Source organism: Rhizobium sp. N621, assembly GCF_001664325.1.
In the GTDB taxonomy this organism is placed as follows: Bacteria; Pseudomonadota; Alphaproteobacteria; order Rhizobiales; family Rhizobiaceae; genus Rhizobium; species Rhizobium esperanzae.
In genome coordinates, this window is the sequence record NZ_CP013498.1 from 340,960 (window position 1) to 357,307 (window position 16,348).

Here is a 16,348-nt window from a genome sequence, read left to right on the forward strand (position 1 = left end):
GATCTGGTAGGATGCGCGCTTCAGTCACGGCTTGCCGTAGCCGCCGCCGGTCGGCGCCGTGACGATCACGGCGTCGCCGGCGGCGAGCATTGCCTGGTCGCAGCCTTCCAGCCTTTCGACCCTGCCGTTTGAGCGACGAATCTCGGTTTTTCCCAATTGCCCGTCTTCCCCGCCGAACAGGCCGAAAGGCCGGATCGTTCGGTGCGAGGAGAGAATGCTGCAATCCATCGTTTCCAGAAAGCGGATGGTGCGCTCGGTACCGCCGCCGGAACTGTATTGTCCCTTGCCGCCGGAACCGCGGCGGATGTGGAAATCCTCCAGCACGACGGGAAAGCGGAATTCCAGTACCTCGGGATCGGTCAGCCGCGAATTGGTCATATGGGTGTGCACGCCGTCGGCGCCGCTGAAGCCGGTGCCGTCGTTGAGCAGGCCGGCGGGGCCGCCGGAGCAGATCGTCTCGTAATATTGGTAGGTGGTGTTGCCGAAGGTCAGGTTGTTCATCGAGCCCTGGGCGGCCGCGAGCGTCCCGAGCGCCCCGAATAGCGCATTCGTCACATGTTGGCTGGTCTCGACATTGCCGGCGACGACGGCGGCCGGATAGGCCGGACGCAGCATCGAACCATCGGGCACGATGATCCGGATCGGCCGCAGACAGCCGGCATTCATCGGAATCGGCTGCTCGACCATGACGCGGAAGACATAGAGCACGGCGGCGCGCGTCACCGGTTCCGGCGCATTGAAATTGGTCGGTTGCTGCGCACTCGTGCCGGTGAAATCGACCGTCGCCTCGCGCGCCTTCCTGTCGACGGTGATCTTCACCTTGATGACGGCGCCCTGATCGGTGGGGTAGGTGAATTCGCTGTCGCTGAGGCGGGCGATCACGCGGCGAACGCTCTCCTCGGCATTGTCCTGGACGTGGCCCATATAGGCTTCGACGACGTCGAGCCCGAAATGAGCGACCATCTTGCGTAACTCCTGCACGCCCTTTTCGTTGGCGGCGATCTGCGCCTTCACGTCGGCGAGGTTCTGCGCCGGGTTGCGGGCGGGATAGGGATGGTCCCGCAGCATTGCGGCAAATTCGGCTTCCCGGAAACGGCCTTTGTCGACCAGCAGGAAATTATCGATCAGCACGCCTTCTTCATCGACCTTGGTCGCCCGCGGCGTCATCGAACCCGGGGCCTTGCCACCGATATCGGCATGATGGCCGCGTGAGGCGACGTAAAACAGGATGGTCTCGCCGGCGTCGTCGAACACCGGCGTGACGACGGTGATGTCGGGCAGATGCGTGCCGCCGTTGTAGGGCGCATTGAGCGCGAAGACATCGCCCGGGCGAATGCAGCCTTCGTTGAGGCGGATGATCGTTTCGACGGAGCGGTCCATCGATCCCAGATGCACCGGCATGTGCGGCGCATTGGCGACGAGTGCGCCGGTGCGGTCGAAGACGGCGCAGGAGAAATCGAGCCGCTCCTTGATATTGACCGAGTGAGCAGTGTTCTGCAACGTCACGCCCATCTGCTCGGCGATCGCCATGAACAGATTGTTGAAGACTTCGAGCATGACGGGATCGGCGCTGGTGCCGATCGCGGCATTGCGGGAAAGTGCGATCTCGCGGGTGAGAACGATATGGTCGTGGCCGGTCAGGCGCGCCTGCCAGCCGGCCTCGACGACGATCGTCTGATGCGCTTCGATGATGAGGGCCGGTCCCTTGACGGCCGCGCCTGGCTTCAGCACATCACGCCTGAAAATACCGGCCTCGTGCCAGGTTCCGCCGGAATAGAAGCGGGTCGTGCGCAGCGCTCGCGGTGCGAAGCTCCCCGCCTGCACGTCCGTCTCCTCGACATCGGCGCCGCCGCCGATGCCTTCGACTTCGATGGAGTCGACGACGACAGGCCGGTCTTCGAAGATGAAACCGAACTGCTTCTTGTGGGCGGCGGCAAAGGCTTGCGTCATCTCCTCCTGCGGCCCGAAGGCGACCGGCAGGGCGGTATCGGTGCCCTTATATTGCAGGTGCAGCCGGGTGATGACTTCCATGTCGCCGGCTTCGACGCCCTGCAGCATCAGTTCTCTGCGCACCTCTTTCTCCAGTTCGGCCCGGATACCGCCGATGGTCGGCAGGGCGGCTCCGAGTTCGGTCAGCACCGCGCGCTGCCGCGTGGCGCGGATATCGGCGAGCCCCATGCCATAGGCCGAAAGAATGCCGGAGAAGGGGTGGATCAGCACCGTCTTCATGCCGAGGCTGTCTGCGACCAGGCAGGCATGCTGGCCGCCGGCGCCGCCGAAGCAGGTTAGCGCGTAATTCGAAACGTCATAACCGCGCTGGACAGAGATCTTCTTGATGGCATTGGCCATATTCTCGACAGCGATGGCGAGAAAGCCGTCGGCGACCTCTTCCGCCGTCCGGCCGCCGCCGATATCCTGCGCCATTTCGGCAAAGGCGGCGCGTACCGCCTCGGCATCGAGCGGCTGGTCCTGCTCCGGCCCGAAGATTGTGGGGAAGAATTCCGGCAGCAGTTTGCCGGTCATGATGTTCGCGTCGGTGACCGCCAACGGCCCGCCGCGGCGATAGGATTTCGGGCCGGGCGTGGCACCCGCCGATTCCGGGCCGACGCGGAAGCGTGAACCGTCATAGCTCAGGATCGAGCCGCCGCCGGCTGCGACGGTGTGGATCTTCATCATCGGCGCGCGCATGCGCACACCGGCGACCTCGGTCTCGAAAGCGCGTTCCAGTTCTCCCTCATAATGCGAAACGTCCGTCGAGGTGCCGCCCATGTCGAAGCCGATCATCCTGTCGAAACCGGCGATGCGCGAGATCTCGACCGCGCCGACCACCCCGCCCGCGGGGCCGGAGAGGATCGCATCCTTTCCCTGGAAGAGATGCGCGTCGGTCAGTCCGCCCGAGGACTGCATGAACATCAGCTTCGGGCCCTTTCCTTCGACGGCGCCGAGCTCGACGGCGACCTGATCGACATAGCGCCGGAGAACCGGAGACAGATAGGCGTCGACGACAGCGGTGTCGCCGCGGCCGACGAGCTTGATCAGCGGTGAGACGACGTGCGAGGGCGAGATCTGCGTGAAGCCGATGGCGCGCGCGATGGCGGCGGCCTGTTGTTCGTGCTCGGGATAGCGGTAGGCATGCATGAAAACGATGGCGACGGCGCGCAGTCCCTGCGCATAGGCGGCTTGCAGCGCATGCCGCAGATCATTTTCGCCGAGGGGGCGTTCCACCGTGCCGTCCGCCAGTACGCGCTCATCGGCTTCGATCACATCGGCGTAAAGCAGTTCCGGTTTGATAATTTTCTTGGCGAAGATATCGGCGCGCGCCTGGTAGCCGATCTCCAGTGCATCGCGGAAGCCTTTTGTCGCCACCAGCAGGGTCGGGTCGCCTTTGCGTTCCAGAAGCGCGTTGGTGGCGACCGTCGTTCCCATCTTTACGGCGCCGATGAGCTCGGAAGGGATGGGCTGGCCGGGCTTGAGGCCGAGCAATTCGCGGATGCCATGCACCGCCGGGTCACGATAGGCTTCCGGATTTTCCGAAAGCAGCTTGTGGGCGACGAGCGAACCGTCGGGACGGCGGGCGACGATATCGGTGAAAGTGCCGCCGCGATCGATCCAGAAATCCCACTGCCCGCTCATCGTCCGACCTCCTGTTGAACTGAAAATTTATTGACGATTTATCGATAAAATGTCAACGTTGAGCTGTTGATCGTGGAGGGATGGAATGGCAGGTGAGCGCGGGCAGCCGGAAATCGGGCCGATTGTCTCCTCCTCGCATCTCGCCGATGGCGCGCTTCCCGTTCTTTCGGAACTGGAATTCGGTCTCATCCTCGCCGGCAATGCCTTCGACCGCTGGATGGTGCGCTGCATGACGGCGGCGGGCGAACCCGGCTGCGCGGCGATCGACGTGCTGGTGCTGCATTCGGTGGCGCACCGGCAGCGACCGAAGCGGCTCGGCGACCTCTGCAGCGTGCTCGGCGTCGAGGACACGCATCTGGTGATTTATGCGATCAAGAAGCTGGAAAAGCGCGGTCTCGTGAAAAGCACGCGGGCAGGCAAGGAAAAACTGATCGCTGCCACCAACAAGGGTTTTGAAATCTGTTTGAAATACAGGACGGTGCGGGAGGCGCTGCTGGTGGAATCGATGAAGGGACTCGGGCTCGACGCCGCGGCGACATCGGCAGTGGCGGCGACACTCAGGGCGCTTTCCGGCCATTACGATCAAGCAGCAAGGGCCGCCGCCTCTTTGTGACGACAGCCCTTGTCGGGGGCAGGGAGAGATCCCCCGGTGTTCAGGCGGCTTTTTCAGCCGAAGCAGGGCATGGCCGGCAGATTGGCGCGGCTCGCAAGCGCTCCGATCATCTTGCCCACCGGCGTCGGGCGCGGTTGACGTTTGTCGGCGGCCGTCTCCAGGAGTTGCTTGAAGTCCTCAAGCTTCACGCCGTCGGCGCGCAATACCATGGCGATCAGGGGGTCGCGAAGCGCTTCGGATATCGTCAGGTCGTCTCTGGTCTTTCTCATGGCTGTCCTCCTTTCGTGGGCGGTCGCCCGTGTTCCACATCCGCCGCCAACCCTCTGCGTTGACTTTCGCGGCCTGTGGTGTTACCGGTAAGTAACAGTGCTGTTGTTACCGATCGGTCACATTGATGTCAAGGACTTCGTCCGCAAAAAAATCAGAAACTTCGAATGGAATCTCCGCAACCGTTCCAGAAGATCGCATCCCGCCGCGGGAGCGCATCGTCTCGACGGCCGTGGAGCTTTTCCGCGAGCGCGGCATCCGCGGCATCGGCGTCGATGCCATCGCCGATGCTGCCCTGACCAACAAGATGACGCTCTACCGCCATTTCGGCTCGAAGGACGAACTCGTCTGCGAGACGCTGCGGCGCGCCTCGGAAAAGGCCGATGCCATCTGGCGCGATCTGGAGGCCGCTCATCCCGGCGATTCCCGCGCCCAGCTCGACGCCTGGGTGGAGATGCGGGCGCAGTGTCTGAACGGCGAGCCGGCCGGCTGCGATCTCGCCAACGCCGCCATCGAGCTCAAGGGGGAGGGCCATCCCGCCCATGAAATGATCGAACGGCACAAGGCCGAGCAGCGCGATCGCCTGGCCGCGCTCTGTTCGGCAGCCGGTGCGCGCGAACCTCAGCTTCTTGCCGATACGCTGACGCTGCTGCTCGAAGGCGCGCGCGTCAGTCGCCAGGCGATGGGCGCCGCCGGCTGTTGCGGCCATTTCGCCAAGGCCTGCAGAGCAGCGATCGCTTCTTTCACCTGATAGACCGGAACCTTACCGTCTCCACACCGTTTTTCCATGACCGGACGATGTGGAGACCGGGAGATGAACCACGTCTATCTCAAGCGGCTCTATGCCAGACGCACCGAGCTCGAAGCCAAGCTCGAGCTCCACGAGGCACGCTATTGTTTTGGCGAGGAGGAGGTCGATGACGGCACCGACAGCGACCTGCGTCAGCAATTGAGCGAGGTCTCCGAGGAGATCGCCGCGCTCGAGAACAGGTCGGCCAGAGCCTTTTCGGCTTAGGTTGCAGCTTCTGTCAGTGCGTCTGCACGATTCAGCTCACTGCAGTTGCTGTCGGATCATGGGCAAAGCCAGCGTGAGGAGCGTCGCGAAAACCATGATGACGCCATAAGGTATCTTCCGGCTCGCCCGAATTTCCTCGATGCGCATGAAAAAGGCGAGATGCGCGACGGGCAGCGGCACCGGCAGCCGCAGGACCAGCAGCGTCACGATGCCGAGGACAAGCAGCAACACCGCAAACGGCAGCATTCCGTGCCATCCGACAAAAAGGCCGATCGGCAGGAAAAGCTTGGCGTCTCCTGCGCCAAACAGCCGGAACGCCCAGAGCGCCACCCCAAGCATGAACATCAGCAGGCCAGCTCCGAGGTCGCCGCCAATTCCGCTTGAAGCAAACAGCGCAGCGCCGACGTCCTCGGAGCCAAGCATCGCGGCCACCGCGCGCAATGCATAAAGTGCCACGAGCGCAAGCACGACCGCGTTGGGGATCTTCCACGTGCGGAAATCGGTCCAGGCGGCATAGAGAAAAAGTAATACCGAAAGCGAATTAACAACAACTATCATTCCAATCATCGGATTCAACCTTTTGGGCTATGGCAATCTACCACGTAGGTCCGTTTTTTACTCAGTGCCGGCATATTTTTTCGGGTTTTTATGACCAGTCCTCGGGTTTTCGTCTTAACCATAAGTATAGTTCTCAATTCGAGCGGGTATAAAACAATTGACTAAATTAGAATTAACAGACTATTAATATTTCCAGTCGAAGGGGCGGTCTCAACGACAAAGCGTGCCGGGGGAATTACGGCGCACAACTTACCTGGGAGGTAATTCTCGATGAAAGCATTTGTAAATAGCGTACGCGCTTTCGCGCGGGAAGAAGATGGCGTCGCACTCACGGAATACCTCATTCTGCTTGCCTTGCTGGTTGGCGGCGTGATCACGGCGGTGACATTGGCCGGCGACAATCTGGCTGAGGTTTGGAACGCATGGGCAGGGTGGTTCAAGACCGAGCTGGCCGTCCCAGCCTGATATCGGCGTGCGAAGAAGCGAGGGGTTTTTGTTAACCCCTCTCTTCTAAATTAGCATCAATGAATGGATGCGCTCCGTCCAGTGTAGCGAGTAACCGCGATGCGTTCTTCAACAATTTTAAGCCTTGTTATTGCATTTGTGCTCGCCGCAGCAGCAGTTTTCGGGATGCGGGAGTATCTGTCCGATCAGAAGGCCCGGCTGCTGGCGATGAACGGCATCAAGACCGAGGAACGGACACTTGTCGTCGCCGCCAAGCCAATGCGCTTCGGCGACCGGATTCGATCCGAAAATCTTAGGGCCATTCCGTGGCCCTCCAATGAAACACCCGCAGGCTCCTTCGTCAGCATCGAGACGGTCGTCGGCAACGATGCCCAGCCGCGTTATGCCATGGCGGCAATTGACCCTGGCGAGCCGGTGCTCTCTTCGAAAATCACCGGTACCGGCGAACGCGCGACACTGTCGGCGGCGCTCGACCAGGGCATGAAGGCGGTTTCAATCCGCGTCAACGACGTGCTCGGTGTTGCCGGCTTCGTAAGGCCTTCCGATCGCGTCGACGTGCTGTTGACGCGGGTCGTGCGTGGGCCAGCAGGCAATGACCAGACCTTCGTCGACGTGCTGCTTCAAGGCGTGAAGGTGCTGGCTGTGGACCAGACGGCAGACGAGCGCAAGGACGAGCCATCCGTCGTGAAAACCGTGACCTTTGAGGTCACGACCGATGAGGCGCAGCGCCTTACCCTCGGCTCCAGTATCGGCACGCTCTCGCTGGCGCTTCGCAATGTTGCTTCTTCCTCTGTCGAACAGACGCGGCCGATCACCGTCGCCGACCTCGGTGGCGGCGCGATGGCGACAGAACTGGGCAAGGATTTGGAAAAGAAGTTGCCAGAACCCGACAAACAAGTGCAGATTGTGGAGCAAAAGGTTGAACCGGTGTTGCCGGTTGAGCCGAAGTGGGTGACAGTGGGTGTCTGGAACACGACGAAGCGCGAGGAGCACCGAGTCGGCCTGGTCCAGTGATGTTTATGCGGCATGCCGCAGGTGCGGCCGGCCGAAGGAGAGGGCTAAAGCAGGCATGGCGAACGGCAAGAGAAGAATCGCAAGGACGAAAAGCCTTGCGGCATTAGCGGCAGTGTTTTCGGCCTGTGTGTGTTTAGGGCCCGGATTTGTCGGCTCAGCCAGCGCACAGGAAAAGTCCGTCACGCTCGGCGAATCGGTTCAGCATGTGACCTTGCCTCCGAACGAGACGCTGACGCTCAATACCGGCCAACCCTTCGGGGATCTCGTCATCGGCAGTGCCGATATGATCGACGTGGTGCCGCTTTCCGACAAGTCGCTGTTCATCCGCGGCAAGAAGACCGGCGCCACCAATATTTCAGTCTATGGCGAAGACAAGTCGCTTCTCGGCGTCATTGACATCCGCGTCGCCAGCGATTTCAGCGAAGTCGCCTCCGCCATTCGCTCTGCCGCGCCCTCGGCTCGGGTCAGGGTAATCAACTCCAACGATCGCATTCGCCTGACAGGCTACGTCCGTGACGGCATCGAACTGCAGCGGGTGATGGAAATCGCCCAATCCTATTCCGACCAGCCGGTGCTGAACCAGTTGCGCGTCAGTGACAGCCAGCAGGTAATGCTGGAGGTCCGTGTCATCGAAGCCTCGCGCCAGACGGGTCGTGACCTCGGGATCGGTTGGTCCGGATACGGCAACAATAACCGCATCGGCAAGGCCACGGCCAGCCAGGGGATCACCGTGGACGACAGCGGCAACCTGGCCCGTACCCTCCTTGACCCCAAGGGTGCGGCAACGGGTGCGCTGCCCTTCGGCCAGTTGATCGCCAAGGTGCTGGAAATCTCGGGCGGCCACATCGACGTGGTCATCAACGCCCTCGAGCAGAAGGGATTGGTGCGTCGCCTTGCTCAGCCGAACCTCATCGCCATGAGCGGCTCGACCGCCAGCTTCCATGCCGGCGGTGAAGTGCCGATCCTGAAGACGACGAACAACGGCACGACTGTCGCCACCGAGACGGACTATCGCCCCTTCGGTGTGCGGCTGACCTTCAAGCCGGTGGTTCTTGATGATGGCCTCATCAACCTGGAGATCGAGCCTGAGGTTTCCGAGATTGATCCGTCGATCAACGTCAACGGCAATCCGGGGTTCATCTCGCGGGCTGCCAGCACCACGGTCGCGCTCCGCGACGGCCAGAGCTTTGCGCTGGCCGGCCTGCTGCAGTCGATCAATGCCAAAGACATCCAGCAATTGCCGGGACTCGGGCAGATACCGGTCCTCGGCGCACTGTTCCGTTCGACGAGTTTCCAGAAGAAGGAATCCGACCTCGTCATCGTTGTGACGCCACACATTGTGCGCCCAGCCCGCCCGGGTGAGGACCTCTATAGTCCGCTTGACCAGACGCGTTCGTCCAACGACGTTGAGCTTTTCGCGCTCGGTGTCCTGGAAGTCGACAAGGACATGCTCCGACGCTTTCGCAATGGCGTAGGCGTGACCGGGCCTTACGGTCATCGTCTCGACCTGAACCAGGGAGTCCAAGCCGTTGCTACAAAACGCTAAGCGCGTCCTTCTCGTCCTTGCAGCCGCCGGCCTCGCTACCGGCTGCGCCGACTACTTGAACCATCGCGACACGATCACCTTCGGGGTCGGGAACGCCGTAGAAGCAAACAAGGCCATCCATATCCAAGACCCGTTCCCGCCGGAAGCCCAGCGAACTCAAATCGCAAGCGACGGGAAGGTGATCCGGAGGGTGGTCACTCAATATCAGAACGGCGGGCTGGGCGTTGTTCAGCCGTCGCCGGCCATGGGGGCGAATGGGGCCTCCAACGGGGCGACCGCCAGCCAGTAGCTGGCGAAAGGCATGAACGGCGGCAGCGCCGGAGGGGAAAATGCACGAAAAGGGGTCATCACGGCGATAACGCCGTGATGGGGGGACGCCAATGCTCAGCAGGGTTGTCAGACGCTTCTGGAACGATCATCGCGGCTATGTCATCGCCTTGACGCTCATCGCCATGCCAATGCTTCTCGGCTTTTCGCTGTTGGTCATCGATGTCGGCCGTAGCAGCAACCTGCATACGGATCTCCAGAACGCGGTCGATGCGATGGCGCTGGCCGGGGCCCGTGAACTCGATGGCCGTGACGATGCCATTACCCGGGCGCAGACGGCGATCGAAAAACTCGCCAACAGCGCGGCTTTCTCAGGGGGCGGGACCGGCATGTCGCTCGGCTCGCATTTATCAGTGACCTATGACGCTGGAAACGATGCCGGGAGCACGGTCACAGTGCTTTTTCTGAAGAGCATCCCGGCCAGTGACGATACGGCCATCCCGTCGTCAATGGAGACGACAGTGGCCAGCGAAGCCTCCTATGCCTGGGTCATCGCTAAGCCGCAGGCGATGCAGACGATCTTTCCGATCCCGGTTGGCTTCACCCGCGATACCATCAACATCGCTGCCGACGCCGTCGCAGTCTACCACGCCAGTGCCTGCGACGTGACGCCGATCTTTATCTGCAATCCGTTCGAGCCGGTGGGGAACACGAGCGAAAGCGCCAGCGAAGATGCGGCGACGGCATTGCACACCAATTTTGCGGCCGGCAATCTCTACGGGCGACAGATCGAACTTCACAGCACCGCGGCGTCCAATCCCGGTCCCGGCAATTTCGGGTTTCTCCGAACGCCCTTGGGCAATGGTGCGTCCGTGCTGGCGGAGGCTCTTGCCACCGGCAATCCCGGTACCTGCTATACACAGGACAGCCTCGATACCGAGACCGGCGCGAAGGCGGGGCCTGTCGAGGACGGCGTGAATACGCGCTTCGGTTTTTACTCCTCATCGTTCAACAAGGCGAACGGAGATTATCGTTACCGACCTGCCCAAAATGTGCGCTCCGCTCAGTCAACCAGCGGCACGGGAAAGAAGGGCTGCGATGCCTATAATCCAGTCATGGTCGGAGATGTTGTCGGCGATGCGACCAAGGCTTTGCCGCTCGGCTACGGAGCGGGTATGACTTCGCTTGCCGGCGGGAAGATCAGCAGCGGCAACAATTGGAATTACTCGACCTATTGGAACGTCGCGCAGGGAACGGCTGTGCCCTCGGTGAGCACGGTCCTCAGCAACTACTCCAGCTATCCCCCGCAGGCGACGGGAACACCGACCCAGCCCTCCGCTTACGATGTTTATCGTTACGAGCTCGCTAACCCATCTCTCATCAGCCATGCCTCGGCGAATGGTGAGACCGGAACACCGGCAACGGGTGGCCAGTGTTATACCGGCCCGGACCTTTCGAACTATACGGCGGCCGAATATGGTGATCGCCGCGAGATCTTCTCAGCCATTGTCAATTGCGGCTATGAAGCCTCGGTCGGCCATCTGAACGGTCATAAGGCGACGCGCGCCGTGGCCTTCGCCCGCATGTTCCTGACCAAGCCAGCGATAAAGGACTCCGGCGAACGATACCTGTCCCTGGAGATGATCGACATATCAGGCAAGGGTGGTCGCGGTACGCTGGACGAATTCCTGCGGGAAGAAGCGGAACTGGTCAGATGATGGCACTCCGCAATTTCATCCGGCATCGGCTTTGCCTCGGCTTCTGGCGGCGGGAGGAAGGCGCAGTGCTTGCAGAAGCGCTGCTCGCGATCCCCTTTGTCACGCTCTTTGCGGCGGGGATACTGGAGTTCGGCAGCATCTTCTGGCAGCGCATGCAGATCGACGCAGGCTTGCGCGATGCCGGGCGTTACCTCTCGCGATGCCGACCACTGTCGGGAACCTATGTGCCGACATGTGATCAGGCGACTGCGAAGACGATCGCCTTTTACGGAACGCAAACACCTGCGGCAGACGCCGAACCCCGCGTCCCCGACTGGAAGGACCCTGCCGACATCACCATCACGGCGCCCGATGCGGACGGCAACATCACCCTTTCGACTGCTCATCTCTACAAGAGCTCGCCGGTGTTCGGCTTTCTCGGAATCGATGCCATCACGATCAGTTCCTCACATGAAGAGAGATACATCGGATGGTGACCTCTAGGGCAATCAAGACATTCTGGCAGGATAGCAGTGGTGTCAGCCTTGTCGAAGCCTTGCTGACCTTTCCGATCGTCATGCTGGTATTCGCAACCTTCATCGAGTTCGGCTATGCCATGTCGCAGTGGAATCAGACCGTCAAGGCACTGCAATATGGTGCCCGTTTGGCAGCAGTATCCGATCCGTTGACGACGAATTTCAATGCCGTTTTCCCGATCGAAGCTGCCGACCCACTCAATAACGGCAAAGCGACGCCGAACGATGCGACGATATCCTCGACCTGTGGACCGTATCTGGCGAACTGTACGGCGGCATTGAACCGGATTGTCCGGGGAAGCGACGGCGTTTGCCAAGCAGGAACCGATCCTCACCCCGGCATTTGCGACCTCGACGGGCGCATCACGCCGGATAAGCTGATGGTCACCTACCAGCGATCAGGGCTCGGCTATTGGGGCCGGCCGGACGGGCCCGTGCTGACAATGCGGCTGGAGGTGCGCGACATCCCCTTGGATCTGCCGATCCTCGGCGGACTGTTGGGACTGAACGACATCACCATCCCGGCCCATCCAGTGACGATCACGACAGAAGATCTAAAGACCTGCTCAACCTGCTGATTCCTTTTATCACGCGTAGGAAAGCGAAATGACAGCGCACATGAACATTGCCGCATCCACCAAGATCCTGGTTCTCTCCGACGACGCGGCGGCAGCGAGCTTCATGCTCGATACGTTCGGGTCGCTTTCGCGTTACGATGTGCGCCATCTGGCACTGAAAGCGCTCGGGGAAAAGGGCAAGTTCGATCCGACGCAGTTCGACCTGATCGTTCTCGACGTCGACAGGGGCGAATTGCTGCAGCGTCCGGAGCTCTTCGCGTTTCGCACCAGCTACCGGGATATCCCCCTCATCGTCGTTTCCGAAGATCTCCCGGACGACATGCTGAGGCTGCTCTTCCGCCTGAACGGCAATGACTGGCTGAAGAAGCCGCTCGAGCGCCGCGCCCTGATAGACATGATTTCGACCCATGCGCCAGGCACTGGGGCCAGCGACAGCCGCGTGCATGCCGTGGTCTCGGCCGTCGGTGGCGCCGGCGCCAGCATGATCGCCTCATCGCTGGCGCATGTGCTGGCCCAACCGACCAAGAATTCCAAGCCGCGGGTTGACCTGTTCGACACGGATTTCTGCGCCGGGACGCTTGGCTATTATCTCAATCTCGTCAACGACTATGACTTGAAACCAGTCATCGCCAATCCTTCCCGGGTCGACCTGGAATTCATCGATCTGGTGAAAAAGCGTCATTCGGGGGGCTTTTCACTGCTGTCCTTCAAGCAGCCATCCGTCCTTCTGGCGCCGAAGGGTGGTGAACTCGTTCTGCGTATGCTCGACGTGGCCGCCTTCGAGAGCGATCACACGATCATCGACATTCCCTATTATGACACGCCGTGGAAATACGATGTGCTCACTTCGGTCAACAGCATCTGCATCGTCACTGAAATGACGGTTCCCGCGCTCTCTCAAGCCAAGGATTTGTTCGCCAACCTCGTACGGCTGCGAGGCAGTTCGGATCAGATATTCATCGTCATCAACAAATACCGTGCCAAGCTTTTCGGCCTCGGCGTGCGCCGGCAACAAACGGAGAAGATATTCAAGGACATCCCGACGCATGTCATCGGGGATGACTGGGACACCTTGAGCGAGGCGGCCAACCGCGGCGTGCTGCCATTTCAAGTGAATTCCCGGGCGCGCTTCTGTGCAGCGGTCGGCAAACTCGGAGCACTGGTGCGATGAAGGCGATCGACAGCGGGCGAATAAGGTCCCGCGCCGCCCAGATCAGCCTTGTGGTTTTGGCAATTCTGGCCGCCGCCGGGGATGCCACAGCAGCCGGGCTTGTGCCGCGAAGCCTCGGGCCGACGACAAGCGCCATGGTGGCGATCGAAAAGAACTACGCGCCCGGAACAATCGTCATCGTCACCGCGAACCGCACGCTGGATCTCGTCATCTCCCAAGGACGCGCGATCCGCTACAAGATCGGCGTCGGACGAGACGGCTTCCGCTGGAGCGGCACCGTCAAGGTTGGACGCAAGGCTGAGTGGCCTGACTGGCGCCCGCCTGCCGAGATGAAGGCGCGCGCGGCCGGACTTCCGGACCTGGTGCCCGCCGGGCCGCTCAATCCATTGGGCGCTCGCGGGATCTATCTCTACAAGGACAGAACCGACACGCTGTACCGCATTCATGGAACGAACGAGCAGTCTACGGTCGGCGGTTTCGCGTCATCGGGCTGTTTTCGCATGAGCAATGCCGACGTCATCGATCTCTATGAGCGAGTGAAAGTCGGTTCCACGGTCATTGTAAAATAGTTCAGGGGTGGAAGCATGGCGAACGGCATCATGGGGCGTTTCTATAAGCGGCAGGAGCCTGAAAGCCGGGAACATCCGGAGGCGGCCGAGGTGTCCCTCGTCGGCACTGTTCAGAACATACCTGCCCAGCCGGTCCCTGACAGCGCCACGGCGAGTGGCGACGAGGCTTCGGTCGGGGCGGACATGGTTTCCGAGCGAGTCAATCTGCACCGCTACCTGCTCGATCGCATTAACCTCGGAATCCTCGACACACTCGACAACGAGGAGATCGCCACCGAAATCCGGCCGTTGGTCAAGGACTATATCCGCAGTAACAACTTTCCGCTGAACGCCAAGGAAATCAATGATCTGATCCGCGATATCACCGACGAGATGCTCGGCTTGGGACCGGTCGAGCCGCTGCTGGCCGACGATACCATCGCGGATATTCTCATCAACGGCTATAACAGCGTCTATGTCGAGCGGAGCGGCAAGCTCGAGAGCACTGCCGTGCGGTTCAAAGACGAGGACCATCTCCTTCGGGTGATCAACAAGATCGTCTCGGCAGTCGGCCGCCGCGTCGACGAATCGACGCCGATGGTTGACGCCCGCCTCAAGGATGGCTCACGTGTCAACGTCGCCATCAGGCCGATCTCGGTCGATGGACCGCTCGTATCCATTCGCAAATTCACCCGCAAACCGCTGACATTGGAGCGCCTCGTGCAGTATGGCGCCATGGCCGATGCGATGCGCATCCTTCTCAGCGCCGCCGTCAAGGGTAAGGTGTCCATGGTGATTTCAGGTGGCACCGGTTCTGGCAAGACCACCTTGCTCAATGCTCTCTCGTCGCAGATTTCTCCAAAGGAACGCCTGATCACCATCGAGGATGCGGCCGAGCTTCAGCTGCAGCAGCCACATGTCGGGCGTTTGGAAACCCGACCGCCGACGCTCGACGGACGCAACGAGATCCGGCAACGCGAGCTTTTGAAAAACGCCCTGCGCATGCGACCCGACCGCATCATCGTCGGCGAAGTCCGCGGCGACGAGGCGTTCGACATGCTGCAGGCGATGAATACCGGTCACGAGGGATCGATGACGACGATTCACGCCAACACGCCCCGCGACGCCGTCGGTCGGCTTGAGCAGATGGTCGGCATGGCCGGGATGCCAATGTCGCAGTTGAGCATTCGCTCGCAGATCTCGTCCGCCATCACCATCATCGTGCAGGTCCAGCGCCTGAGCGACGGCAGCCGCAAGGTCGTCTCGATTTCCGAGATCACCGGCATGGAGGGCGAAGTCGTTCAGATGCAGGAGATCATGAAATTCAAGAAGCTCGGTACCGATGAAGGTGGGCGGATCCATGGCGAATTCCGCGCCACCGGTATTCGGCCGCGGTTCGTCGAGGAGTTTGCCGAACTCGGGATCGAGATCCCGGTGGCGATCTTTGATCCGGGTAAACCGCTGCAAACGGGACCAGTTCAATGAACCTGATTCTTCTTTACGCGGCCGTTTTCACCGCGGCTCTTGTTGCCGTCGAAGCGATCATGCGCGGCTACTTCAAGACATCCGAACGCCACCGCGCCGTGAACCATCGGCTGAGATTGCTCGAGGTCAGCGATGATCATCGCAAGACCTATGGCGACATGCTCAAGGAGCGCGGCGTTGCCGGCAGTTGGCAGCAAACCCCTGTGATGCAGCGGCTGATGCAGTTCTACGCCCAGTCGGGAATCAAGTTCGCTGCCATGCGATTTGCGCTCTTCGCAATCGCGGGCGCACTCTTGACGTGGCTGGTCGTTCAGTTCCTCGTACCGAGCACTTTGTTTAGGGTGCCGATCTTTCTCGTGATCTGCCTCCTCATCCCCGCACTCGTCGTCTGGCGCGCCCGCGCGCGCCGCATGAAGACATTCGAACTGAAGCTTCCTGAAGCGCTCGATGTCGCCAATCGCAGCTTGGCCGCCGGTCACCCGCTGCCGGCGGCGATTGCTTTGGTGGCACGCGAGATGCCTGATCCGATCGGCACCGAGTTCGGCCTTCTCTCGGATGAACTCACCTACGGTGTGACGCTGGACGATGCCCTTGTCAATTTGGCCGACCGGGTCGGCGTCGAGGATCTGAACCTGCTTGCGATATCGCTGAGCGTGCAGGCAGGAACCGGCGGAAATCTGGTGGAGATCTTGCAGAACCTTTCGAAGACGTTGCGAGACCGGTCGATGCTCAGGGCAAAGGTCAGGGCAATTTCCTCGGAAGGACGCATCACCGCGATCTTCATGTCGGTCTATCCCTTTTTGCTCTACGCGATGATCAAGGCGTTGTCGCCGACCTACTTCGATCCCGTCTGGGACAGTGGCCACGGAACCGCCGTGGTGAGCGTGCTGCTCACCGTCATGGCGATCGGGAATGTCATTCTCTACAAGATGGTGAACTTCGAGTACTGAGGCGG

Annotated in this window: 17 protein-coding genes; 14 read left to right on the forward strand and 3 right to left on the reverse strand. The window is 61.0% G+C overall.

Going from position 1 to position 16,348, the window contains the following annotated elements:
* Window positions 1–24: 24 nt before the first annotated feature.
* On the reverse strand, window positions 25–3,633 hold the full coding sequence (locus AMK00_RS26240) for a hydantoinase B/oxoprolinase family protein (protein ID WP_064812206.1): 3,609 nt from the start codon (window positions 3,631–3,633) through the stop codon (window positions 25–27).
* Between the two features lie 85 nt (window positions 3,634–3,718).
* On the opposite strand from AMK00_RS26240, the gene AMK00_RS26245 reads away from it, so the two are divergent.
* Window positions 3,719–4,246 (forward strand): winged helix DNA-binding protein, encoded by a 528-nt coding sequence (locus tag AMK00_RS26245; protein WP_064812207.1) that lies wholly within the window; start codon window positions 3,719–3,721, stop codon window positions 4,244–4,246.
* Between the two features lie 53 nt (window positions 4,247–4,299).
* Here the strand turns inward: AMK00_RS26245 and AMK00_RS26250 are convergent, their stop codons facing one another.
* Window positions 4,300–4,515, reverse strand: coding sequence for a hypothetical protein (locus AMK00_RS26250; RefSeq protein WP_064812208.1), 216 nt, complete (start codon window positions 4,513–4,515; stop codon window positions 4,300–4,302).
* Between the two features lie 125 nt (window positions 4,516–4,640).
* Here AMK00_RS26250 and AMK00_RS26255 point away from each other — a divergent pair, with 125 nt between their 5' ends.
* On the forward strand, window positions 4,641–5,264 hold the full coding sequence (locus tag AMK00_RS26255) for a TetR/AcrR family transcriptional regulator (RefSeq protein WP_064812209.1): 624 nt from the start codon (window positions 4,641–4,643) through the stop codon (window positions 5,262–5,264).
* Window positions 5,265–5,327: 63 nt separating this feature from the next.
* Window positions 5,328–5,528, forward strand: a complete 201-nt coding sequence (locus AMK00_RS26260) for a hypothetical protein (protein ID WP_064808559.1) — start codon at window positions 5,328–5,330, stop codon at window positions 5,526–5,528.
* 36 nt (window positions 5,529–5,564) lie between these two features.
* Here AMK00_RS26260 and AMK00_RS26265 read toward each other — a convergent pair whose 3' ends face one another.
* The gene (locus AMK00_RS26265; protein WP_064812210.1) at window positions 5,565–6,095 is read right to left on the reverse strand and encodes an A24 family peptidase; all 531 of its coding nucleotides are present in this window, start codon (window positions 6,093–6,095) and stop codon (window positions 5,565–5,567) included.
* 261 nt (window positions 6,096–6,356) lie between these two features.
* Between AMK00_RS26265 and AMK00_RS26270 the strand changes: the two genes are divergently transcribed.
* From AMK00_RS26270 to AMK00_RS26320, 11 genes are all read left to right on the forward strand, one after another.
* On the forward strand, window positions 6,357–6,551 hold the full coding sequence (locus AMK00_RS26270; RefSeq protein WP_064808562.1) for a Flp family type IVb pilin: 195 nt from the start codon (window positions 6,357–6,359) through the stop codon (window positions 6,549–6,551).
* A gap of 99 nt (window positions 6,552–6,650) precedes the next feature.
* A complete protein-coding gene (cpaB, locus tag AMK00_RS26275) occupies window positions 6,651–7,565 on the forward strand; it encodes a Flp pilus assembly protein CpaB (protein WP_064808564.1) in 915 nt (304 codons plus the stop codon).
* 55 nt (window positions 7,566–7,620) lie between these two features.
* Window positions 7,621–9,111: a type II and III secretion system protein family protein gene (locus AMK00_RS26280; protein ID WP_064808567.1), complete on the forward strand. Its 1,491-nt coding sequence runs from the start codon at window positions 7,621–7,623 to the stop codon at window positions 9,109–9,111.
* Window positions 9,095–9,400 (forward strand): hypothetical protein, encoded by a 306-nt coding sequence (locus AMK00_RS33320; RefSeq protein WP_064808569.1) that lies wholly within the window; start codon window positions 9,095–9,097, stop codon window positions 9,398–9,400. Before AMK00_RS26280 ends, AMK00_RS33320 begins: the two co-directional genes overlap by 17 nt.
* Window positions 9,401–9,491: 91 nt before the next feature.
* A complete protein-coding gene (locus AMK00_RS26290) occupies window positions 9,492–11,096 on the forward strand; it encodes a TadE/TadG family type IV pilus assembly protein (RefSeq protein WP_064808571.1) in 1,605 nt (534 codons plus the stop codon).
* Window positions 11,093–11,572: a TadE/TadG family type IV pilus assembly protein gene (locus tag AMK00_RS26295; protein ID WP_064808573.1), complete on the forward strand. Its 480-nt coding sequence runs from the start codon at window positions 11,093–11,095 to the stop codon at window positions 11,570–11,572. Before AMK00_RS26290 ends, AMK00_RS26295 begins: the two co-directional genes overlap by 4 nt.
* A complete protein-coding gene (locus tag AMK00_RS26300) occupies window positions 11,566–12,189 on the forward strand; it encodes a TadE/TadG family type IV pilus assembly protein (protein ID WP_064808575.1) in 624 nt (207 codons plus the stop codon). Before AMK00_RS26295 ends, AMK00_RS26300 begins: the two co-directional genes overlap by 7 nt.
* A 28-nt stretch (window positions 12,190–12,217) precedes the next feature.
* On the forward strand, window positions 12,218–13,360 hold the full coding sequence (locus AMK00_RS26305; RefSeq protein ID WP_064808576.1) for a response regulator/pilus assembly protein: 1,143 nt from the start codon (window positions 12,218–12,220) through the stop codon (window positions 13,358–13,360).
* The gene (locus AMK00_RS26310) at window positions 13,357–13,929 is read left to right on the forward strand and encodes a L,D-transpeptidase (RefSeq protein WP_064808578.1); all 573 of its coding nucleotides are present in this window, start codon (window positions 13,357–13,359) and stop codon (window positions 13,927–13,929) included. The genes AMK00_RS26305 and AMK00_RS26310 overlap by 4 nt, the downstream gene beginning before the upstream one ends.
* A 15-nt stretch (window positions 13,930–13,944) precedes the next feature.
* A complete protein-coding gene (locus AMK00_RS26315) occupies window positions 13,945–15,393 on the forward strand; it encodes a CpaF family protein (RefSeq protein ID WP_064808580.1) in 1,449 nt (482 codons plus the stop codon).
* Window positions 15,390–16,343, forward strand: a complete 954-nt coding sequence (locus AMK00_RS26320) for a type II secretion system F family protein (protein WP_064808582.1) — start codon at window positions 15,390–15,392, stop codon at window positions 16,341–16,343. The genes AMK00_RS26315 and AMK00_RS26320 overlap by 4 nt, the downstream gene beginning before the upstream one ends.
* Window positions 16,344–16,348 lie beyond the last annotated feature (5 nt).